We start from the raw sequence: 23,028 nt of genomic DNA, 5'->3' as shown, positions 1-23,028 counted from the left end.
GAAAGTCGCTGCACTGAAAGTGCAGGGTTTTAACCATTTTTTGGACAATAAAATCAAGGCATTTATTGCAGAAGAGCGACAAAAGCGTGCCGATGCCGAGTATGTTTCGAAGAAGGTGAATCAATGGGTTTCGGAACAAAAGTCTCAAAAGATTAAAGCATCTAAATCAAAGGAATTGAAGCGAAAAATAACGAAGTTGGCGAAGGATGTGGACGGTTCGATTCCTGCAAATGAAGAATGCACTTGTTGCGGAAAAGATGGAAAAAGGAAGATGCTTTATTCAACGGAGGGTGAAGCGCAAATTGTCGCGGAATATCGTTCTAAAGAAATAGGAATTCCGCTACGCGTTTACCCATGCCCCAAAGGGTGCGGATTCCATCTCACGAGCAATCAGTTTTAAATTATTTCTTCCTCATCTTCCCGCCAGCAAAAACCACCAGTAACGCGCCAGCGGCTACTCCGCCGACTTTCTTGAGGTCGCTCCAGAATTGCCGCCGCTTTGCCTTGCATTGCTCGCAAAGTTTTTCGGTGTCTTCGGGTTTGTCGCTGCCGCACTTTTTGCATTTGTTCCAGAGTTTTTGGGTCATAAGCCTTTTCTCCATTTTGCAATCCGCGTTTCGCATTCTGCTTTAGGCAATCGCATGTTTATGGTCATCAGAGCTTTCAGGTTCTCCGCAGCTTCCGAAGCCGACAATAATCCATATTCAACGAAATTGTCAAATAGGTAAAGGATGCCGGAGACTTTCACGTTGTCCTTTTCTGCGGCGGAACGAAGTTTGCCGTCACCCGTCAAAAGCCGTCCATCAACCTTTTTGGCATAATACCAAACGGAGCAATCCGCAATAGATGTGTTGTTTTTGCTTTTAGATTGCAGAAGCAAAATTTCGCTAAACTCGTCAAATTCAAATGTCGCGACACCCAACTTTTTCAATTTAATAAACTTCTGAATTATCTGTTGTTGTTCTGGTCTCTCAATTTCGCTAATTACCAAATCGGTTGTGCAAATTTCGCAGGGTAGGGCAAAGAACGCTTCCAGCAATTGGACTGAAAGTAAGTCAAATATGACGTTCGCGTCACTGATGACAATCCGTTCTTCGATCATACTAGTGCGAGATCCCTACGGACTTGTTCGATGTTCTGATGCAGCAGGCTTGCCGCCTTGGATATGGTAATGAGTTCCTTGCTCAGCGCCTTATAGACCAGGCTTACGAACCTGGTGGATTCTTCGTCGTGGTATAGCGACGTTTCGATGAGGGCCTTGAATTTCGTCGCCTTGTTTTTCTGGATACAGAAGGTTCGGTAGCGCTGTTCTGAAATAATGCCGCATTCCTTCGCCTTGTACATGATCGCGTCGCAAGAAATTCCGTAACCGAGCTGGATGGCTCTCAGTTCCTGGTACGAGATGTCCCTGCGGGCCCTGCCGAGAATCCGTTTGAGCTCGGGTTCCGGGACAAGCATTTCACTTGCGAACAGGTGGCAGAAAGACTCTTCTTGTTTTTTGTCGATGGACTTGGGGAAGCGAAGTACGAGGTGCCCGAGTTCGTGAAGCGCGGTAAAGCGTTTCCGTTCGACGGAAAAAGCCTTGTTCAGAATGACAACATGGAATTTTTCATTGACCAGGCTGCTCATGCCGTCAAAAGATTCCGGTGCGTCAATCTCGATGACTTTTACGCCGTGATTTTCGAGTAGGTCGATTACGTTCACGATGCCTGCCAGGCCGAGTTTCCATTCCTTGCGGACTATCGCGGCGGCCATTTTAACTTCTTCGGCTGAATTGGCCTTGATTTGGGGTATGCGGAGTTTCTCGGCGGCGGTGCTGCAGATTTCCTCGATGTTGATGTAGCGTTCCATCAGGTCGGCGATGGTTTCGCGGAGGCTGTTTTCCTTTTTCTGCGGGAGCGTGCTTTTCTTGCGGAACCTCACGGAATCTACCTGCACCGTAAAGGGCCTGAAAAAGTAGTCAATGGGCAGGCCCAGCGCCTTGGATAGAGCGATGATGACTCTGCTGTTCGGTGCCAGCTGGCCGTTTTCGTACTTTGAAATCGCCATCTTTGAAACGACATTCCCCATGGCCGCACAAAGTTCGTCCATGGAGAGCCCTTTCATAATTCGGGCGTTTTTAAGCCTAGCAGTGAAAATGGAAAGATTTGCCATAGCGCCTCCGTTGTTTACAAATATATGTTATTTTATAGAATTTGTAAAATAAATGAATTTACCACTGTTTTGCCTTGGTTTTTTGCCATTTTTCCCAATATTAAGTACATTAATACCCGACTGTTCCTCAAGGAGTACCCCATGAAAAACCGTTTCGCGCTCACGCTTGTGGCAACGCTCATCTGCAGTACGCTTGCCATGGCGCAGCTCCAAAAACTTCCCGCTCCGGCAAAGACCGGCGGCAAGCCTGTGATGGAGGCGCTCTGGGACAGGGCTTCCGGCACAGAGTTCAACGACAAGATGCTCAGTGACCAAGATCTTTCGAATTTGCTTTTTGCGGCTATCGGCGTGAACCGCCCTGCCGATGGCAAGCTCACGTCGCCGACTGCCCGCAACTTCCAGGAAATCCGCGTGTTCGTGTTCACGAGCAAGGGCGTCTCGGAATACCTGAACAAGGAAAACGCTCTGAAGCAGGTGGCGAAGGGTGACCACAGGGGGCTCGTTGCCGACCGTCAGGATTGGGCGAAGGCGGCCCCGGTCAGCATCCTCATCGTTGCAGACGAGACCAAGTTCGGCAGCAGCGACGCCCGCGCGAAGGTGACGATGGGAACCGACGCGGGCATCGTGAGCGAGAATATTAATTTGTTCTGTGCCGGCATGGGCCTGGTGACCCGCCCGCGCATGACCATGGACGTTCCCGCCATCAAGAAACTTCTCAAGCTTTCTGACTCGCAGGTGCCCTTGCTGAACAACCCCGTGGGCTACGCGAAGTGATCAAAAATCGTGTAACCTATCTTCCCACTTTCACTTCGTAATTCGCTTTTCTCCTGCCAATCAAGCTTCCGCCAACGCGGTATGCTTTGGCGGGTGTCGCGTTTAGGCGGTCCTGCCGATGCATCCAGATGCGTTCGGTGCCTTGCCCGCAATTTTCACCTTCGCAGGTGCCGCTGGTGTCCGGAGCATTTGCCGTCACGGCGATGGAATCCGTCGATACGGTGAAGTTGTCGTAGCGGATAAAGCAGTCGTGGGTGGGGGCCCATTCGGCGCTGCTTCCGCCGTGGAACGTGGAGAGGTAGAACTAGTCGACTTTCACGGTGTCGTAGTCGCGGAGCCTGAGGGTATCTACGTCCAGCACGAGTTCGCCATCGAACCAGGTCTGCACGTGACCGTTCTTGTCGCCGTTGCCGGGAGAGACGATGGTGTTCATACTTACTTTGTTCACAATGCGGTGCCAGGTGCCGGTGGTAAACTGTTTTTGCGGGATGGTGCCGTTCAAGTCCCACTTGAAATCGTCGCCGTATACGGACTCTTGCCCCATGAAGTAGATGAGCTGCACGGCGTTGCCATCTTTGCGCCACATGATGCGTGCGCTCCAGCCGTCGCCGATTTCAGGCATGGCGTTGCCGGTGTAGCACTTGCCGCCGCATAGGCCGGGGAGCTTGCCGCCGAGCTGGAACTCGAACCCGTCTTCGAAGAATATGTCGTAGGCGCTCCACATGGTGTCGGCGGTTTTCACGAGGGGCTGGATGATTTGCGCGGCGCAGGCGGGCGTGTCGTTGTCATTCGGGCCCACGCAACCCTTGGGGTACTTGAGCTGCAGCACGTTGCCGTGTTCCTCGCCGTCGTACACGATCTTGGAGTTTTCGCCATTGTTCTTGTCCATGGCGTACCACCAGCTTTTGTCGTAGTCGTTGCGCTTGAAGTCTTCTTTGGCTTGCACATTACCATACACGCCGACTTCGCGGTTCTCGAAGTTCACGAACGACACGGTGTCGGACGCAGTCTGCGCGAAGGCAGCCGGGGCAATTGAGACGGCAGCAATGACGAACATCGTCACAGAAAAGGTGTTACGAATTTTTGCGCTCACACTTTTAAAATAATCTTTTTCGAGGGAGATTAAACTATCTTTTTAATGTATGGCCGATTCACTTGACGAAAAGCACTATGAAACTGGCGCGGATTTTGCCGCGACTCCTGCCGCAGCCCCCGCTGCCCAAGATGCCGCACAAGACGCTGCAAACAGTGCTGCCCGAACTTCAGCAGAAGCTCGCAAGGCCCGCATCAAGAAAATGCGCGGATGGCTTTCGCCGCGTGATTCCGTAGCCGATGACTTTGGCCCCGAAGACGCCGCCCTCTATTACGGCGAAGAGCATTCCGGCTGGAACCGATAATGTTGGTTCGTTAAGTTCACTTTTTTGTATATTTGAGATAGCTGGTTAAATACGAGCCCGTGTTTTTAGATCGTTAATTCGCATTATGTGCGAAAGCGGTCTTTTTTTTATGCGGTAAAAACAAACCCGAATAGGAGTACAGATGAAGGAATTTGAAATTGTTGGAATGAAGACGATGGGCAATGTGGAACTGCTGCAGAAACCGCATGCGCGCATCGGCGTTTATGCGTCGCGGCAGTTGGATAATGCGGAGAGCATTATCAGGAAACAGTGGGCGATATCGAAGGGGCGACAGCGCAAGTGCATTGCCGGCACGTTTCATTCCCAGTCGGAATGCGAAATTCTTTATTACGTGTTGAAGTACGGCGGTTCTGCCGTGTGGTTCATGGGATGCAAGCTGCCGGATACCCTGCCCGATTTCTGCAAGAAGGCCGTGAAGAGCGGGCGCCTGCTGATGGTGTCGTGCTTCAACCGTGAACGGCATAACCTTGCGACCGCCAGGTTCTGCATGCACATGGTCGATCTCGCGTCGAGCTACCTCGTGTTCTGGGCGCTGGAAGGCAGCCGTATGCTCGGGCCCATTCACGCCCGCGCCGTCGCCCGCGGCAAGTGGGTGGAAAGCTTTTGAAAATATAAAACTTGACTTTTGTAATGCGAAACCAAAATAGTTCACTTCGACGAAATACAGTGAACTATATCTTCATTTCCCCAAAATACATTATGAATCTGAGATTCAGAAGAACTTTGTTTAGCTACAGCTTTCCTGCTACTTTTTCGGCAAATTCATCTAGGGGCTCAAAGTAGGCATTTTCGCGGATAGTGCGATAGTTGTTGTATAGATCCGTCAACTCCGGGTGTTCAATTTGGTCAACAATGTGTTTTGTCTCGTGGATGGCGGTGTTCAATTCTTCGACCCGTTTGATGTAGGCGAAATTTTTCCCGCCGAGGTCTTTTTTCAAAAGGCGATTGTAGATTTCGCTCGCCTTCTGCAAACTCAAATCTAGGCCCAAGTAACGCCAAAAACGTTCAAAGCGTTTATCGCCATATTTTCTGTAGAATTCCCCCTGCTCCAATTCTAGCGAATCGGATTCTGCGCGGGCCGCAATCATGTCGTCAAGGACGACGACATAATTCATCCCTATGGTATAGTAGCCCGCTTTCGAGGGCATCAATCCAGGAATAAAACGTTTAAGGTTTATTGCCGACAAGGAATCCCCCTTGTACGCCGTCATTGGCAAAAGCGTATCTTGGACTTTTAGGATACTTGCCATACTCTGCAGTTCAAAATCCAGGAACAATCCGTATTTTAGCAGGTTCCTGTTGACCGTATTTTTGAGATCTACATTGAAAGATTCCCCGCTAAAGTAAACCTTTGCCGCATTCATAAATGAAAATAATGATTGGGCGGCTCCATCATCCGGGAAAAACTTTCCATAGAGGTTGCTTACAATGCGTTCAAAAGATTCATTGTCCGGTCCAGACTTGTAAATCTCATTACGGCTCAAGGCATCCAGATACGGGGCAAGGACATTGACCACAAAATCCTTTCGTGCAGACTCTCCGTTCTGTTGCTCAAGCTTGACTGCCTTTTCATAAATGGCTTTCTCATAATCGGATTCTGCGAATAGATGTGCTGAGCCAAAATATCCGGTTCCATGTCCGGATACTCGGAACAAGCCGCGAAGAATAGCGCAAGAAGCAGGAAAAGGAACTTCATCATATGGCAAATATAATCATTCGAATAAGTTGGATGGTTCAAGTGAGAAAAAACTATTTCATTTAAATTATTACTACATTAAAACCAAATGCCGACCTTTATTGACAATGTAACCGTTACCCTCAATGACGAACTGAAGTCGACTCTGAGGACCAGGGGCCGCTTATCTATCGCTGCAGCAAGTTTTTCTATTTACGCTTTTGAAGCACTAAAGAAAGAGTTAGAACAGGTTGAAGAGCTTCGGTTTATCTTTACAAAGCCGACGTTCACTAAAACAGATGCTGTCAAGAATGGTAAGGAACAACGCGAATTCTACATACCCAAGTTGAACCGCGAACGTTCTTTATACGGCACAGAATTCGAAATCAAGTTACGCAACCAACTTTCGCAAAAAGCAATTGCAAAAGAATGTGCAGACTGGATTCGCCGCAAGGTCAAATTCAAGACAAATGTTTCCGACCAGGTGGTCCACGCAGGTTCCATAGTCGTGTCTGACCCTGCCGGTGAAAAAACGGCATTCACACCGATTAACGATTTTAGCAAGACGGAACTCGGCCTTGAAAAAGGCAACTATATGGGTTTTGGCATAAATAAAATCGAAGCGCCCATATCGAACAATTTCCTCGCATCATTCAACAGAATTTGGAACGACGACGAAAAGTTGCAAGACATCACCGATACGATTCTTGAAAACATCGAGAACGTCTATCGCGAAAATTCGCCCGATTACATTTACTTCGTTACGCTCTATAACATTTTCCACGAGTTCCTCGATAACATTTCCGAAGACGATTTAGCAAACGAGGCGACGGGTTTCAAGAACAGCGCCATCTGGAATAAACTTTACGATTTCCAAAAAGAGGCAAGCCTTGCTATTATCAACAAGTTGGAAAAATTCAACGGTTGCATTCTTGCCGATAGCGTCGGTCTAGGTAAAACATTTACGGCCCTTTCGGTCATCAAGTACTACGAGAACAAGAACCGCAACGTGCTTGTACTTTGCCCCAAAAAGCTGCGCGACAACTGGCTCACTTATCGCGAAAACTACAAGAACAATCCTGTTGCAAGCGACCGTTTTGCCTACAGGGTCATGAACCATTCCGATCTTTCCCGCACTTCGGGCTATTCAGGCGATATCGATATTGCGCGATTCAACTGGAGTAACTACGAGCTTATTGTCATCGACGAAAGCCACAACTTCCGCAATGGCGGCAAGACCACCGACATGGGCGACGATGAGGACCCAAAAGAAAATCGCTACCTGCAGTTGATGAATAAGGTCATTCGCCAAGGCGTTCGAACCAAAGTCCTGATGCTTTCGGCAACCCCGGTAAACAACCGCTTTAACGATCTCAAGAACCAGCTGGAACTTGCCTATGAAGGTGATTCAAGCCAATTGGAACAAGCTATCGGAACTGGAGACAGAACCATCGCCGATATTTTCAAGCAGGCGCAATCTGCTTATAGCAAGTGGTCAGAGCTGGAAGAAAGCGAACGCACTACGCAACGACTGCTCGGAATGTTGAATTTTGACTTTTTCAAAATTCTTGATTCTGTCACCATCGCACGCAGTCGCAAGCACATCGAGAAGTTCTACGACACGAGCAAAATCGGCGCATTTCCAGAGCGCCTCAAGCCCATCGCCCGCCGCCCGGGCATTACCGACATTGATTCCTCTGTAACTTTCCGTGCAATAATAAGCCTGTTGCAACAGCTGAAACTTGTCGTGTATTCACCTTCGGCGTACATTCTACCAAGCAGACTCTATAAATACGAGGACGACGCCCCAACAAAAGCTGGAGGAAAAGGACTTTCTCTAATTAACCGAGAACGTGGTATCCGCGTTCTCATGCAAGTGCAGCTTTTGAAGCGACTTGAAAGTTCTATCTATTCTTTCAATACATCGCTTGGTCATGTGAAAAGGTTTATGGAGCATATTCTCCAAAAGCTTCGCAACCATGTTGCTGATTTGGAAATCAATGATATTGATGGACTCGGTCTTGACGAAGACGAAATCACCGTCGGTCGCGAAAACAACCGCATCCACCTAGACGATTTGGACTACAAGTCCTGGGAACGTGATCTCAATGCCGATTGCGAAACCATTACGAAACTTATCGAGATGATTTCCATCGTGACGCCGGAGCACGATTCCAAATTACAGCAATTGCTTGCCGACATTGACAACAAAATCGAGCATCCGTTCAACAACGACAACCGTAAAGTCATCGTATTCTCCGCTTTCAGTGATACTGCGGAATACCTCTACAATAATGTCGCTGAACATGTGCTCAAGAAATATGGCCTGCATTCAGCACTGGTCACAGGAGATGTAAACGGTCGCACAACACTCAAGACCAAGAGAAAAATGGATTTCAATATGGCCTTGACATTGTTTTCTCCCATCTCCAAAGAAAAGCAAGCCATTTATCCGGAAATCAAGGAAAACATCGACATCCTGATTGCGACGGACTGCATTTCTGAAGGTCAGAACTTGCAGGATTGCGATTACCTCGTAAATTACGATATTCACTGGAACCCCGTTCGCATTATCCAGCGTTTCGGCCGTATTGACCGTATCGGCTCCAAAAACAAGAGCATCCAATTGGTGAATTTTTGGCCGGATATTGAACTAGACGAATACATCAACTTGAAAGGCCGTGTAGAATCAAAGATGAAGGCCGTCGTGATGACCTCTACTGGCGACGACAACCCGATTGCCCCCGAAGAACCTGGCGACCTTGACTACCGACGCGACCAGCTGAAACGATTGCACGACGAAGTTGTTGACCTTGAAGAGATGAACAAGGGTGTATCCATCATGGATTTGGGCTTGAACGAATTCCGTCAAGACCTGATTGAATACATGAAGGACAATCCCGATATCGACCACACTCCGCATGGCCTCCACGCTGTCGTAGCAAAGACCGCCAACCTCCCCGAAGGCGTCATTTTCGTACTCAAGAATAAGACAGGCGAAATCAACATCGGGAAGAAAAACCGTCTGCATCCGTTCTACATGGTTTATTTGGACAACGACGGCAACGTGATTACAAATCACCTTGCACCAAAGGATTTGCTAGATAACGTACGCGCACTGAGTAAAGGCAAAGTAGAACCTTTGAAAGACCTGTGCAAAGCGTTCAACAAAGAGACCGCCGACGGCAAGCGAATGGATCGCTACTCCAAGCTGCTTGACAAGGCCGTAGAATCTATCGTAGATGTCCGCAAAGAAAGTGCCATCGACAGTTTCCTCGGTGGCGACCAGGGCGAACTTTTTGACAAAGTGCCCGCCGGCCTTGACGACTTTGAACTCATCAGCTTCTTCGTGGTGAAATAATGTACGGCCTGCCTGCAAATACGGAACTTTCGCGACAACTCTCCAAAGAGCGAGTGTTTACCCAGTTCAAGGTGAACCGCTCCGCGCAAGATGCGTTCAATGCGGACATCTCGACGATGTTCATCTCGAACCATATTTCAGAAGCAACCGTGCCCGGATTAAAACCCGGGAAAAAAGTTCTGGGCATCTACGTGCTGACGCTGAACCTCAAACACCCCGGCTGCGGCAAGAAAAATCTGGAACTGCTCGCCAAGGCAATACCGCAAAACATGGTATTTGCGCTGGTCCTTGACGGAACGCTGCAATTTGCAGTATATTACGAGAACCTGTATGCAACAAAGCCGGTAAAAGCAGAAAACGCAAAACTGGAATTGCAGGGGACGGACCTTGACGAAGTCTGGGAAGGACTAATCAAGAGTATCGGAAACATTGCCATCGAAGGCGAAAACACCCTCGTAGAACAAATTGCGGCAGACGATGCCCGCGATGCCCTGCAAAAGAAAATCGAGGACCTGAAAGCGAAAGCCTACAAGGAAAAACAGCCCCGACGCAAAAGGGAGCTTATAAACCAAGTTAAGGAATTGGAATTACAATTGAAAAATGATGTAAAATAAACAAAAAAACTGTTCATCTTATCGTTTTTCACCCCATTTTTTTATAAATTGGTTAAAAATAACCCATAAAAAAGGCTTTTTATGTTCATTTCCATGAAAATAAGGAATTTCCGATCCATCATAGAAACCATGGTTTCTATGACATATGAGGAAGGAAAAGCCCCAAATGGCTATAAGGATTTGCCAAGATGGGCTTTCTTGGAAGACAAAGCGGAACGTCTGGTGCCATGTCTTGCCATCTACGGAGCGAATGCCGGTGGAAAAAGTAACATTATAAAGGCATTTTTTGCATTCGACCATCTATTAAAGTTTGGTACTGGCGATGCGTTTGAACCATTTTTGAAGAATGGTGCAGTCCCTGTATTTGATCCGAACTTATTAATTTCTGATAACGAAACCACGTATTTCGAATCAAAAATTGTTCTGAACGGTTCGATCTTTACATATGGTGTCGAATATTCCGAAAAAAAGATTGTTCATGAATTTTTAAATGAAGGTCGGGAAGACGACAATCGGCCTATATTTGAAATAAAGGATTCCGAACTGGTTCATTTTTCCAAAGTTTCTTCGGCAACTTACAAAGAAAAGGACCTGAGAGAATTCTTGAGAGTGGAATGTTCCGACAAAGATGGATTACAGAACAGAACGTTCCTTTATTTGATGGGAACGAAGTACCCTGCTTTGAATAAGAACATTGCTGATGTATTGGAATTTTTCCTTAAATCGGTTTTTATTTCATTAAACAACCAGATTCCGGCCGGTCTTGGAATGAAAATGCTTGAAGACGCACTCAAGAACCAAGGGCAAAAGGAAACTGCTTTCGATAAATTGCAGAAAATAACGACAAAGCTGGATTTTGGTATCGAACGATTGGAAATAGACCGAACCAAACTAGAACAAGACGCTGCAGGCGAGTACCAATTACAAATAAACCCTTTGGAAGGAGGCCCCATAGGGGTGCGACGGGAAGGGCCGGAAGCATTTGCAGAATACCTGTATTCGTATCATAAGAATGACGAGCAAAAAGAGGTAAGATTCAACTTTAATCGAGAATCCATGGGAACGCAAATTGCTTTCGGTGTTCTGGGAAGCATTTTAGCAGCCTTAGAAAAAGGCGGACTCGTGCTCATCGATGAATTGGATCGTTCTTTGCATTCGCTTGTATTTCAGCAAATTGTCCAGATGTTTACGAATAAACGATACAATACCCAAAATGCCCAACTAATCTTTACGGCACATAATACGGATTTGCTGGATGCGGATATCTTAAGAATTTCAGAAATTGATTTCGTAAACAAGACAAAGAAAAAAGGTACGACGATACAGCGGCTTGTAGAATTTTCGGATGTCCGAAACGTCACGAATTTTAGAAAGCGCTATCTCTCCGGTGAATTCGATGGCATTCCGTTCCCTTATTTGTAACAGGTCCCTGGCATGACGAATAATGAAATGATAATTCTATTGTGCGAGGGGCCATCTGAATACGCCTACATTCAGGAACTCAATCGATATTTACGGGAAAACGAATATAATTTTAAATTCATTCCCAAGCCTATAGGTACGGGTTTTTACTCTGAGGTTCAAAAAAAGCGCAAGGAAGTACGCAAGGACAATCCAAGAACGCCTATAAAAATAATTTTGGACGACGATATCTACGTCCGCAACGAAGGTAGTCGCGAGCAAGATAACAGTACAAAGCTTGCGGAATCAGGGTTTAGAGATGAATTCTTGTTTAACGTCCATAATTTCGAAGATTTTTTGATGCTTCATTATGATGACGAAACGTTGAACCAGTGGTTAGCAAAGTGCACTGAAACAAACCATGAAAACATTCCCATGCATTCAGAGCAATATATGCCGCTAATTAAAGGAATGTTCCCTGATTATGAAAAGGGAGAGCTTCTTTTTAGCCCAATTAATCAAGAAAAACTTGATAATTTATTTAGGCACAACGAAGACAATTCCATTTTTATAAAGAGCGATTTTGCTACATATTTGAAAAACCGGCTAACATAATTTTTAGACGACTGGAGCGTATATGACCGAGAAATTGAAGATGAAGACTGCGGATATGGCAAGCGAGAACTTTGAGAAGCTCAAGGCGCTGTTCCCGAACTGCGTCACGGAATCGCTCGACAAGGACGGCAACCCGGTCCGTGCCATCGACAAGGACCTGCTCATGCAGGAAATCAACAGCGAAGTGGTCGAAGGGCAGAAGGAACGCTACCAGTTCAACTGGCCCGGCAAGCGCGACGCCATCCGCAAGGCGAACGCCCCAACCACGATGACGCTCCGCCCCTGCAAAGAGGAATCCGTCGATTTTGACAACACGCAGAACCTCTACATCGAGGGCGACAACCTCGAAGTGCTCAAATTGCTCCAGAACAACTACCTGGGCAAGGTCAAGATGATTTACATCGACCCGCCCTACAACACGGGCAACGACTTCGTCTATAACGACAACTTCAAGCAGGATTCCGAAACATTCCTTGAAACCAGCGGCATGTTCGACGAAGACGGAAACATGACCTTGCAGAACTTCGAGAAGAACAGCGAAAGCAACGGCCGTTTCCATACCGACTGGCTCAACATGATGTACCCGCGCCTGAAAGTCGCAAGGAATTTGCTAAGCGATGACGGCGTGATATTTATCAGCATAGATGATAATGAAGTTCAAAATTTAAAGAAAATATGTGATGAAATCTTTGGGGAAGACAATTGTTTTGGTGTTGTAACTTGGTCCAAAAAAAGAAAAGGAAGTTTTCTATCAAAAGGCATAATCAGCCTAACTGAATATGCATTATCCTATGCAAAAAATCGTAATGAATCTATAGGATTATTTGGAGGAACTGCAGATAGCAATGAATCTCAACCCATAATTAAAAGAACCAATCGTTTCTCTACACTAAAAATCCCCGCCAATTGCATATCTTCCAAATTGCCAGATGGATTGTATAAAAAAGGAAAATACGGCGATGATGTAAATCCAGTTGAACTATTAGACGATGTAATCATTCATAATGGTCTAATTGAGAATGAATTTAAAATATCAGCGCCATTTACATGGTCGCAACAAATGTTTAACGAAGAAATTGCAAAAGGAACCCGCTGCGTAATTAACACAAAAAATTTTCAAATAAGGGCATATCGTGTTTATGAAGACAGTCAATTCAAAGGGTTTCCGAGTTTTTTAAATGGCGTAGAAATAAAGGGAACCAACGAAGATGCCTACGAAGAATTAGAACGCATTTTCGGCATAAAAAAACTTTTTGATTATTCAAAACCAGTAAATTATATTAAATCCTTTGCGACGGCTGCATCTCATTTTGACAAAGACTCAATCATTCTTGATTTCTTCTCCGGTTCAGCAACAACAGCTCATGCTGTAATGCAACTTAACGCAGAAGATAATGGCAATCGTAAATTCATCTGCGTTCAGTTACCTGAAGTGACTGCAGAGGACTCCGAAGCCTACAAGGCTGGTTACAAAAATATCTGCGAAATTGGCAAGGAACGCATCCGCCGTGCCGGCGATCAGATCTTAGAGCTTAGTTTACAGAACTTAGAAAAAGAAGGAATTGTCGAAAAGTATGCAAGAGAATTACCAGAAATTAGAAGTTTGGAAGAAGTCTATGGATCTAATGGAATTGGTCTATGCCTTGGTGAAGAGGTTGCCGAAGGAGGAAACATACGCTCTGTCGGATCAAATTCGCAGGGCTGTGGTGTCGATTCCGTCGAACATAGCGGAGGGGCAATCTCGGGGGAGCAAGGAGTTTGTCCAGTTTTTGAAAATAGCAAGGGGATCACGAGCGGAACTGGAAACACAATTGTTGATTTGCGAACGCTTAAAATACTTAACGAAAACGGATATCGAATCAAGCTTGAAGCTCTTGGAAGAAATCAGCAAAATGATCTCTTCGCTGATAAAGCATTTGACATCAAAGGTCTAAGTTCTAAGTTCTCAGTTCTAAACTCTGACCGCGGTTTTCGTGTCCTGAAACTCGCCGAAAGCAACATGAACGACGTGTATTACAAGCCCGCCGACATCGACCAGGGCTTTCTCGACAAACTCGATACCAACATCAAACGCGACCGCACTCCGATGGATTTGCTGTTCCAGGTTATGCTAGAATGCGACCTTGAACTTTCCAGCAAAATCGAGGAACGCCAAATCAACGGCAAACAAGTCTTCTTCGTAAACGACAAGGAACTCGTCGCCTGCTTCGACGAAAAAATCGACGAAGCCACCATCACCGAAATCGCAAAACTCAAGCCTTACTACTTCGTCATGCGCGACAGCTCCCTCGCCACTGACAACGTCGCCGACAACTTCGAACAACTCTGGAACGCCTACAGCAAAGACACCATCCGGAAGGTGCTGTAATGAGATCATCCCCAAAATTTAAGTCTAAATTTAAGTGAGAATTTAAGCGAAGTTTAAGAGAGCTTTTAAGCGAAAAATTATCTAAATTAGCGAATTTCGCCTAAAATCGCCAATTTTTAAAGAGAAATTTAAGTGAGATTTAAGTCAAATTTAAGTGAAACTTTAAGAGAAATCAGGGTAAAAACATGAAATTCAAGTTCAAGATTCAACAGTACCAGACCGACGCGGTGGAATGCATCGCCCGCGTGTTCGATGGTGAACCCTGTATTGATAAGACCTTGTACCGTCGCGATATCGGCAAGGTCGATTCGCCTATGCTCAGGCTCGAAAACGAAGAGGGCTACAGCAACCACGAACTGGTGCAATCCGAGGGCAATCTTCTTGAAAATATCCGCCAACTCCAGCTCGAAAATGACATCAAGAAGTCTGAAAAGCTGAACAAGAATCTTGGACTTGTGAACCTTGACATTGAAATGGAAACCGGCACCGGCAAGACGTATGTCTATATCAAGTCGATGTTCGAGCTGAACAAGCGATATGGTTGGAGCAAGTTCGTCGTGGTGGTGCCGAGTATCGCCATCCGCGAAGGCGTCGCCAAAAGTTTCGAAATGCTGGAGACGCATTTCTTTGAACATTATGGCAAAAAGGCCAAGTGGTTCGTCTATGACAGTTCTAACCTGCAAAAGATTGATTCCTATTCGAGCGATGCCGGAATCAACGTGATGATTATCAACACGCAGGCTTTCGCAAGCTCCATGAAAGAGGGAGCAAACAACAAAGAAAGCAAGATTATCTATTCCGAGCGCGATGAATTTGCAAGCCGCAAACCCATTGATGTCCTTGCCGCGAACCGCCCGATTATCATTATGGACGAGCCGCAAAAGATGGAAGGTGCCGCAACGCAGGCAGGCCTCAAGCGGTTCAATCCGTTGTTTACCCTATATTTCTCGGCAACACACAAGACCGACCATAACCTGATTTACGCCTTGGACGCACTGGATGCATACAACAAGAAACTTGTCAAGAAAATCCAGGTCAAGGGTTTCGAAATCAGCAACATCCCGGGCATCAAGGACTACATGTATCTTGATGACATCGTCAAGAGCAAGAACAAGGCCCCTATCGCGAAGATAGAAGTCAATGTCAAGTTGAAAAGCGGCGTTATTACCCGTAAAATTTTGAGTTTCGTGGCGGGCGACAAGCTTGAAACCGCAACAGGCCTCCAGGTCTATAAGGGGCTCGAAGTCCTGAATATCGACCCGGAACGCAGTTCGGTTACTTTTGTCAATGACGTTGTTTTAAGCAAGGGCCAGGTTGTCGGTGACATTTCCGAAGACGCCATGAAACGCGCCCAAATCCGCGAAACCATCAAGTCGCACTTCGAAAAGGAAAAGTTTAATTTCGAACGCGGCATCAAGACGCTTTCCCTGTTCTTCATCGACGAAGTTTCCAAGTACAAGTCATACGATGACGAAGGCAACGAAGTCAAGGGTGAATACCAGAAGATATTCGAAGAAGAATACGATTACTACCGTAACGAAAACAGCAACCTGTTCAACGGAAAATATCAGGAATATCTGGACCGCTTTGATGCTGCACAAGTCCATAACGGATATTTTTCCATCGACAAGAAGGGCCATGCCGTCAACAGTGCCCTTAAACGTGGCTCCGACATCGCGGACGATATTTCTGCATACGACTTGATCCTCAAAAACAAGGAACAGCTGCTCAGTTTTGATGAACCGACGCGATTCATCTTCTCGCATTCGGCACTACGCGAAGGTTGGGACAACCCGAACGTGTTCCAAATCTGCACCTTGCGCCACGCAAGTTCCGCCACAGCAAAACGTCAAGAAGTAGGCCGCGGCCTCCGCTTGTGCGTAGATGTTAACGGCAACCGTATGGACCTTGATTCAATCGGCGAGAACATTCACGAAGTCAACAAGCTGACCGTCATTGCAAACGAAAGTTACAAGGATTTCGTTTCGGGCCTTCAAGCCGAAACTAAGGAAGTCCTGCGCACCCGCCCGACAAAGGCCGACGAAGAATTCTTTATTGGCAAGAATGTCACTGTCGATGGAGTCAAGCGCCCGATTACAAAGGCCGAAGCGGATGCCATTCACGCCTACTTGCTCATTAACGATTACATCGACGAAAAGGGCAATGTCACCGACGTATATAAGGATGCCGCCAAGAACGGAACGCTGGAGCCAATCAAGAAGGCATCCATCGCCCCCATGGAAGCTGATGTCCACAAGCTTGTGCAATCCATCTTCGATGAATCTGTCGCACTTGACGGAATGGTCGAAGACGGCAACCAGACCGAAATCAAGGATAACGGGCTCAACAAGGCGAACTTCGAAAAGAAGGAATTCCAGGAACTGTGGAATCAAATCAACCACAAGTACGCCTATACCGTGCACTACGACAGCGACGAACTCATCAAGAAAGTCGTGGACGATGTCAATGCGAACTTGATTGTGAAGAAGTTGTCTTATACAGTGCAGTCTGGCGAACAGAAAGACGTAAACGATTTTGATGACAACCAGAAAACAGCCTCGGAAGTAGTCGATATCGCCGCCATGTCACAAACCAAGTATGATTTGGTAGGCGAAATCGCCAAGGGTGCGACACTTACACGCAAAACCGTCGTCGCCATATTGAAGCGGATTGATGCAAGCAAGTTTGCGTTATTCAAGAGCAATCCTGAAGAATTTATCAGCAAGGTCATCAAGACCATCAAGGAACAGAAAGCGACTATGATTGTGGAGTGCATCCGCTACAACACAATCGATGAAACCTACGATAGCACCATTTTCACAAACGAAAAACATTCTTCGACATACGAACGCGCAATCCCTGCCAACAAGAGCATCATGGAATACGTGTTCCCCGACAGCAATGGCGAAAGGGATTTTGCCGAAGCTCTAGAAAAGGCAACCGAAGTGTGCGTGTACGCCAAGTTGCCGCGTAGTTTCCAGATTCCGACCCCTGTAGGCAACTACGCTCCCGACTGGGCTATCGCCTTTGAAAAGGACAAAGTAAAGCACGTATTCTTTGTTGCCGAAACAAAGGGCTCAATGAATTCGATGATGCTACGCCCTGTCGAAAAGGCAAAAATCGAATGCGCCAAGAAGCTGTTCAATGAAGCCTCGACCGGAAACGTTCACTACGCACACGTAGCGAGCTACCTGGATTTGCTGAATGCAGTGAGAGCAGGGTAAGGATGTAAAGACATACTTCCTGCCGGAACTTTGTTGCTAAGTTCCGGTTTAGGAAGGGTGTTTTAGTTGTAAAAGAATTGGGTAAACAAGGCGTGGATTATCGGCCAATATTCGCTGATTAGCTTTGCCAATCTGAAAATATTGATCAGTTGGCCTATCGCTTTCCGAATTTTAGCTGTTTCATTCAAGTATTTTTTGACGCAAACAATTCTTCCCTTTGATATAATTCTGATTGGGTTTCCTCTGTTTTATCCACAACCTAAATTATATCAAAGTTGTTTCTTGGTATGGATTTTCAGCTATTTATAAAAAAACTCCCCGCGCATTTTAAATTGCACGAGGGTGTTTTTTAAAGGTGATCCCCACCTTGGTGGCCATGCGCACTAAGCACTTCCCCAAAGAGGATAACTCTACTATGGCAACAAGTTGCCAAGTATCGTATAAAAGTGCAAAGTGCTGTCCGCCGGCACTGGGACCGGGATGACAAGTGTGGGTGGCGGGGATGACAAGTGAGGGCAGCCGGAATGACAATTGCGCGGCTGGCAGTTATTCCTAACCACCAACCACTAGCCACTAACCACTAGTATCGATAGTGATCAGCCTTGTACGGACCTTCGACCGGCACGCCAATGTAGTCGGCCTGGGCCTTGGTGAGGGTCGTGAGGTGAACGCCGAGCTTTTCCAGGTGCAGGCGGGCGACCTTTTCGTCGAGGATCTTCGGGAGCGTATAGACGATACCGCTTTCGTACTTGATGCCGGCGACGGTCTGCTTGCCCTGGGCATTGAGCCAGAGGTCGATCTGTGCGATGGTCTGGTTCGTGAAGCTTGCACTCATCACGAAGCTCGGGTGACCGGTAGCGCAGCCGAGGTTCAGCAGGCGGCCTTCGGCGAGCACGAGGATGCTGTGGCCGTCGGGGAAAATCCATTCGTCGTACTGCGGCTTGATTTCGTTACGCTTGATGCCCGGAATCTTCTTGAGGCCGGCCATGTCGATTTCGTTGTCGAAGTGGCCGATGTTACCCACGATGGCGCGGTGCTTCATCTTTTCCATCTGGGCGGCGCTGATGATGCCGGTGTTGCCGGTGGTGGTCACGAAGATGTCGGCGTAGCTCACGACTTCGTCGAGGGTCTTGACTTCGTAGCCTTCCATGGCGGCCTGGAGTGCGCAAATCGGATCGATTTCGGTGATGATCACGCGGGCGCCCTGACCGCGCAGGGACTGTGCGCAGCCCTTACCCACGTCGCCGTAGCCGCACACGACTGCGATTTTGCCTGCCATCATCACGTCGGTAGCGCGGTTGATGCCGTCGATGAGGGAGTGGCGGCAGCCGTAGAGGTTATCGAACTTGGACTTGGTCACGGAATCGTTCACGTTGATTGCCGGGAACTTGAGGCGGCCTGCCTGGGCCATCTGGTAGAGGCGATGCACGCCGGTGGTGGTTTCTTCGGAAACGCCGCGGAGAGTGACCCGGGCGCGGGTCCACTGTTTCGGGTCCTTCTCGAAAATCTTCTTGCAGGTGGCGAGGAACACGCCCCATTCTTCACTGTCGGTAGCGGGGTTGAATTCGGGTACCTTGCCGGCATCTTCGAATTCGGCGCCGCAGGTCACGAGCATGGTAGCGTCGCCGCCATCATCCACGATGAGGTCTGCGGTCTTGCCGTCGGGCCACACGAGGGCGCGGGCGGTATTTTCCCAGTATTCTTCGAGGGTTTCGCCCTTCCAGGCGAACACGGGCACGCCCTGCGGGTTTTCCACGGTGCCCTTCTTGCCCACCACGACGGCGGCGGCGGCGTTATCCTGCGTGCTGAAGATGTTGCAGCTCACCCAGCGCACGTCGGCGCCGAGGTCCACCAGCGTTTCGATGAGGATAGCGGTCTGCACCGTCATGTGGAGGCTGCCCATAATACGGGCGCCAGCAAGCGGCTTCTTGCCTTCGTATTCCTTGCGCAGCGCCATCAGGCCCGGCATTTCGGTTTCGGCTAGGTCGAGTTCCTTGCGGCCTTCCACAGCAAGGTTGATATCCTTAATTTTGTATTCCATGTTAATATATCCTTTTTAAAAATCTTATTTATGCATAAATATAGTTATATGCATAAAATTAGTCAAGACTCCCTGTCCTAGATAAAAGAAAGTCCCGCGATTCCTATCGCGGGGCTCCATTCAAGAAAATTCTTCGCCTTTTCCGGCAAATCCACGTATTTATTTTACGGTCCGCAACCCTGGGGGTAGTCCGCCGTCAGGCATTCCTGCGTTTCGAGTTCATCACCCTTCTTGTAGGAGGACCAATCATCACGCCAGCGGTAACGGTTGTCCTTGGTCGTGTTGATGGTCGTCATGTAATGGTCAATCAAGTACTGTGGGCATTCCACTTCTTCCCAGTTGTAGGTCGGGTTGTCAGCGGCCATATACCATTCGGCATACCACTTACAACCGCGCAGAAGGTTCGGCCACTTACTAAATACGGCTTCGCACTTAGCAATGACACACTTCTGGTAAGCTTCCACCGTGTTGTCCCAGCCAAGGCTCTGCTGACATTCCGTAAGGAATCCGCCCGAACCCGCACCGAGATCGCTTTTAGAGACGCCCAGCATCGTGGAGAGTGCATCAAAGGCGCCTACGCCACCGCCCGGCACAAGCATATCGAACTGACCTTCTTCTACATCATAACCAATATTGGAAACCATCACCACAATGTGTTTGCCCTTTAGCGCCTTATGGGTGGCCTTAACGTCGTTGGCATGATTGCCTCCATTATACTGCAAATGGTAGCACTTGCCGCACCCATACTTGTAAAGGCTTCCGGAACCCGCCACATAACCGTAAGAAAGGTTTTCGTTCACGGCGATAGGGGCCATATCCGAGCAGGTGAACGTGCCTGTAGAATCCTTTGTATCGCAGGCGCTGTTCGTGCCTTCGAAACCCATCCAATACTGCTGTACTGCATGGCCGAGCGTAAATGCCGGAACTTCGACGTCGTGAATGTTGCAGTTACGGGCGACTGTCATACCGGCCTCGTACGTTTCCTCGCTTGTGGTGTCAACGCTACTAAGCCAGGAACAGTGCGGCTTACAGGCATCCCAGTAACGGCTACTCCAGCCGGTCTTTCCGTTGTTCAGAATGTCCTTGGTGTATTCGGCAGGAGGCGCACCGTAAGATTCAATCGTCGGGAATCCGTCGGGCCCAATATCAGGGTCCGTATTCACGGAGCTGCTGCTTTCGTCAAGTGGAGTCGTGGTCGTGTCGTTCGGATTCACGCTTGTCGAAGACTTCGGAATGAACGGGTCTTCGGGATTGGTCGCGGCAGAAGAACCCGGGTTGAGCGGATCGTTACCAGCCGAAAGCCCCGGATCCTGCGGATCTGCCGAAGCGGAACTCAGAATGGTCAACTCGCCCGTCTGGGTGTCAATCACGGCATTCGCCTTGCAAGGGGTTAAGGTATTCAAGTCAATACCGCTCACAGCAGGCACGCCATCCAGCGTCATAATGGAGCCATCGACAAAGGCCGCCACCGGTTTTCCCGCGGCATCGGTGACTGCTCCATCAGCATAAATCACCCAGTAACCGTTACCGGTATCAAAAAGCCAAGTGTCTGCAGCCGACAAGACTCCATTGCAGGGGCTATCGACAGCGGGAGATGCACTCCCCGACGACCCAACGCCACCAATGGCATCGGCCGCCTTCGTTGCAGCATCGTCGCCGCAGGCACAAATCATGGCGACCGCACCGGCCGCAATCATCGTCTTGAACAGTTTACGTTTCATACAACCTCTTTTTTACGCCAACCCAAACTTTGGCAATTTACTCCCCAAAAATAAATTCTCATCCCTGAATTTCAAAGTAAAAACAGGTTACAAATTCATTAAATGTTCACGAAGTGTGCGCAAAACGGGAAGAAGAGTAACAAAAAAAGGCCACTTCACAAAAAGCAAAGTCCTTGCCTATGCAAATTGCATCTAGCATGGCAACCAAGGACTTTGCCGGCTATTTCGAGCAGGCTGTATTCCAGCCTGCCCTTCATAGCCGCAATATGTGCACAAAGCCCCGAAATATGAGAACTGCGTCACGCAAAATTACTCGGGGCTTTGACGACTATTCCGAGCAGGCTGTATGCCAGCCTGCCCTCCATAGCCGCAATATGTGCACAAAGCCCCGAAATATGAGAACTGCGTCACGCAAAATTACTCGGGGCTTTGCCGGCTATTTCGAGCAGGCTGTTTTTCAGCCTGCCCTCCATAGCCGCATATTGCAAAAAAAGGCCACACTTTTACGTGCAAGCCTTTTTGTAATTCAGAATGATGGATTCAGATATCAGAGTTACAATAATCGCGGCGTAGCCGCCAAATAAAAAATAATTCTAAAATCTGAAATCCGAATTAATCGCGGAACTTCACCTGCTTGGAGCCAGCGACAACTTCGCCGATCTGCACCCACTTTTCGCCCTTGGCTTCGAGGTGAGCGGTAACTTCGGCCTTGTCCTTCGGGTCGATGAAGATTAGCATGCCCATACCCATGTTGAAGGTAGAGTACATTTCGTCCTTTTCCACGGAACCGGCCTGCTGGATCAGCTTGAAGATCATCGGAGGATCCCACGTGGTGCGGTCGATAATCACGTCGACATCGTCCGGGAGGATACGCGGAATGTTGCCCTGGTAGCCCGAACCCGTGATGTGGGCGAGTCCCTGGATAATCTTCTTGTTGCAGAGGTCGATGAGGCTCGGGTAGTAGCTGCGGTGCGGCACGGCGAGGGCTTCGCCGATGGACTTGTCCATGCCGTCGACAACGGTATCGACCTTGTAGCCGGCCACGTCGAACAGCACCTTGCGGGCGAGCGAGTAACCGTTGGTATGAAGGCCCGTAGAAGGCAGACCGAGAATGATGGTACCCGGCTTGATCTTCTTGCCGTCGATAATGTTTTCGCGTTCCATGACACCCACGATTGTACCGGAAATGTCGTAGTCGCCGGGACCGTAGAAGCCCGGCATTTCAGCGGTTTCACCGCCGATGAGCACGAGGTCGTTTTCGCGGCAGGCCTTGGCCATACCGGCAACGAGCTTGTCCATCACGCCCGGTTCCAGGCGGCCGGTAGCCACGTAGTCGAGGAAGAACAGCGGACGTGCACCCTGGACGAGAATGTCGTCGCAGCAGTGGTTCACGATGTCCTGACCCGGGAGTTCGTGCGTACCCATTTCGATATCGACCTTGAGCTTGGTGCCCACGCCATCTACGGAGCTCACGAGAACGGGGTCCTTCATGCCGAGGTGGTTCAGCGTAAAGAGGCCACCGAAGTTGCCCACGTCGCCCAAAACGCCCTGGTTGAATGTAGTACGTACGGACTTCTTGACCCCGACCATCGCCTCGTCGGCGCGTGCCAAGGACACTCCTGCGTCTGCGTAATTCATCTTCTATCCTTTGCCCTAGCAGGC

Annotated in this window: 19 protein-coding genes and 1 pseudogene; 12 read left to right on the top strand and 8 right to left on the bottom strand. The window is 48.3% G+C overall.

Annotated features, from left to right (window positions below; translation table 11 throughout):
• Nucleotides 1-40 precede the first annotated feature (40 nt).
• The gene (locus Q0P86_RS10880) at nt 41-400 is read left to right on the top strand and encodes a hypothetical protein (RefSeq protein WP_295039403.1); all 360 of its coding nucleotides are present in this window, start codon (nt 41-43) and stop codon (nt 398-400) included.
• 1 nt (nt 401) lies between these two features.
• On the opposite strand, the gene Q0P86_RS10875 is transcribed toward Q0P86_RS10880, so the two are convergent.
• Genes Q0P86_RS10875 through Q0P86_RS10865 form a run of 3 tightly spaced genes read right to left on the bottom strand, consistent with a single transcriptional unit; the run spans nt 402 to nt 2,154 of the window.
• On the bottom strand, nt 402-587 hold the full coding sequence (locus Q0P86_RS10875) for a hypothetical protein (RefSeq protein WP_295039402.1): 186 nt from the start codon (nt 585-587) through the stop codon (nt 402-404).
• A complete protein-coding gene (locus Q0P86_RS10870) occupies nt 584-1,102 on the bottom strand; it encodes a hypothetical protein (protein WP_294115750.1) in 519 nt (172 codons plus the stop codon). Before Q0P86_RS10870 ends, Q0P86_RS10875 begins: the two co-directional genes overlap by 4 nt.
• The gene (locus Q0P86_RS10865; protein ID WP_295039400.1) at nt 1,099-2,154 is read right to left on the bottom strand and encodes an XRE family transcriptional regulator; all 1,056 of its coding nucleotides are present in this window, start codon (nt 2,152-2,154) and stop codon (nt 1,099-1,101) included. Before Q0P86_RS10865 ends, Q0P86_RS10870 begins: the two co-directional genes overlap by 4 nt.
• A 141-nt stretch (nt 2,155-2,295) precedes the next feature.
• Between Q0P86_RS10865 and Q0P86_RS10860 the strand changes: the two genes are divergently transcribed.
• Nucleotides 2,296-2,928, top strand: a complete 633-nt coding sequence (locus Q0P86_RS10860; RefSeq protein WP_295039398.1) for a nitroreductase family protein — start codon at nt 2,296-2,298, stop codon at nt 2,926-2,928.
• Between the two features lie 304 nt (nt 2,929-3,232).
• Here Q0P86_RS10860 and Q0P86_RS10855 read toward each other — a convergent pair whose 3' ends face one another.
• The gene (locus Q0P86_RS10855; protein WP_295039396.1) at nt 3,233-4,021 is read right to left on the bottom strand and encodes a polysaccharide lyase; all 789 of its coding nucleotides are present in this window, start codon (nt 4,019-4,021) and stop codon (nt 3,233-3,235) included.
• A 49-nt stretch (nt 4,022-4,070) separates the two neighbouring features.
• Here Q0P86_RS10855 and Q0P86_RS10850 point away from each other — a divergent pair, with 49 nt between their 5' ends.
• Both Q0P86_RS10850 and Q0P86_RS10845 read left to right on the top strand, forming a co-directional pair.
• Entirely contained in the window at nt 4,071-4,325 is a 255-nt protein-coding gene (locus tag Q0P86_RS10850; protein WP_295039394.1) for a hypothetical protein, read from the top strand.
• Nucleotides 4,326-4,467: 142 nt separating this feature from the next.
• A complete protein-coding gene (locus tag Q0P86_RS10845) occupies nt 4,468-4,953 on the top strand; it encodes a hypothetical protein (RefSeq protein ID WP_291024115.1) in 486 nt (161 codons plus the stop codon).
• A 124-nt stretch (nt 4,954-5,077) separates the two neighbouring features.
• Here the strand turns inward: Q0P86_RS10845 and Q0P86_RS10840 are convergent, their stop codons facing one another.
• Nucleotides 5,078-6,001 (bottom strand): hypothetical protein, encoded by a 924-nt coding sequence (locus tag Q0P86_RS10840; protein ID WP_295039392.1) that lies wholly within the window; start codon nt 5,999-6,001, stop codon nt 5,078-5,080.
• Nucleotides 6,002-6,130: 129 nt separating this feature from the next.
• Between Q0P86_RS10840 and Q0P86_RS10835 the strand changes: the two genes are divergently transcribed.
• The 7 genes and pseudogenes from Q0P86_RS10835 (at nt 6,131) to Q0P86_RS10805 (ending at nt 17,604) form a co-directional block, all read left to right on the top strand.
• Entirely contained in the window at nt 6,131-9,382 is a 3,252-nt protein-coding gene (locus tag Q0P86_RS10835) for a helicase-related protein (RefSeq protein WP_295039391.1), read from the top strand.
• Complete coding sequence (locus Q0P86_RS10830; RefSeq protein ID WP_295039390.1) at nt 9,382-9,996, top strand: DUF4391 domain-containing protein; 615 nt, start codon at nt 9,382-9,384, stop codon at nt 9,994-9,996. Before Q0P86_RS10835 ends, Q0P86_RS10830 begins: the two co-directional genes overlap by 1 nt.
• A gap of 81 nt (nt 9,997-10,077) precedes the next feature.
• Nucleotides 10,078-11,418, top strand: coding sequence for an ATP/GTP-binding protein (locus tag Q0P86_RS10825; RefSeq protein WP_295039388.1), 1,341 nt, complete (start codon nt 10,078-10,080; stop codon nt 11,416-11,418).
• Between the two features lie 12 nt (nt 11,419-11,430).
• Nucleotides 11,431-12,012 carry a hypothetical protein gene (locus Q0P86_RS10820; RefSeq protein WP_295039386.1) on the top strand — a complete coding sequence of 194 codons (582 nt, stop codon included), beginning with the start codon at nt 11,431-11,433 and terminating at the stop codon, nt 12,010-12,012.
• Between the two features lie 22 nt (nt 12,013-12,034).
• Nucleotides 12,035-13,537, top strand: a pseudogene (locus Q0P86_RS10815) (site-specific DNA-methyltransferase); the annotation flags it as partial.
• Between the two features lie 49 nt (nt 13,538-13,586).
• Nucleotides 13,587-13,946, top strand: a complete 360-nt coding sequence (locus tag Q0P86_RS10810; protein WP_367181817.1) for a four helix bundle protein — start codon at nt 13,587-13,589, stop codon at nt 13,944-13,946.
• 619 nt (nt 13,947-14,565) lie between these two features.
• A complete protein-coding gene (locus Q0P86_RS10805; RefSeq protein ID WP_295039384.1) occupies nt 14,566-17,604 on the top strand; it encodes a DEAD/DEAH box helicase family protein in 3,039 nt (1,012 codons plus the stop codon).
• 580 nt (nt 17,605-18,184) lie between these two features.
• Here the strand turns inward: Q0P86_RS10805 and ahcY are convergent.
• Together ahcY and Q0P86_RS10795 are read right to left on the bottom strand one after the other, a co-directional pair.
• Entirely contained in the window at nt 18,185-19,645 is a 1,461-nt protein-coding gene (ahcY, locus tag Q0P86_RS10800) for an adenosylhomocysteinase (RefSeq protein ID WP_295039381.1), read from the bottom strand.
• A gap of 164 nt (nt 19,646-19,809) precedes the next feature.
• Nucleotides 19,810-21,366, bottom strand: a complete 1,557-nt coding sequence (locus Q0P86_RS10795) for a glycosyl hydrolase family 5 (protein WP_295039379.1) — start codon at nt 21,364-21,366, stop codon at nt 19,810-19,812.
• A gap of 197 nt (nt 21,367-21,563) precedes the next feature.
• On the opposite strand from Q0P86_RS10795, the gene Q0P86_RS10790 reads away from it, so the two are divergent.
• Nucleotides 21,564-21,950, top strand: a complete 387-nt coding sequence (locus Q0P86_RS10790) for a hypothetical protein (RefSeq protein WP_295039377.1) — start codon at nt 21,564-21,566, stop codon at nt 21,948-21,950.
• A gap of 28 nt (nt 21,951-21,978) precedes the next feature.
• Here the strand turns inward: Q0P86_RS10790 and purM are convergent, their stop codons facing one another.
• Nucleotides 21,979-23,004: a phosphoribosylformylglycinamidine cyclo-ligase gene (gene purM / locus Q0P86_RS10785; RefSeq protein WP_295039375.1), complete on the bottom strand. Its 1,026-nt coding sequence runs from the start codon at nt 23,002-23,004 to the stop codon at nt 21,979-21,981.
• Nucleotides 23,005-23,028: the final 24 nt, after the last annotated feature.

The sequence above is a fragment of the uncultured Fibrobacter sp. genome (assembly GCF_946062555.1).
Classification (GTDB): Bacteria; Fibrobacterota; Fibrobacteria; order Fibrobacterales; family Fibrobacteraceae; genus Fibrobacter.
This window is presented reverse-complemented; position numbering and strand designations above follow the sequence as displayed.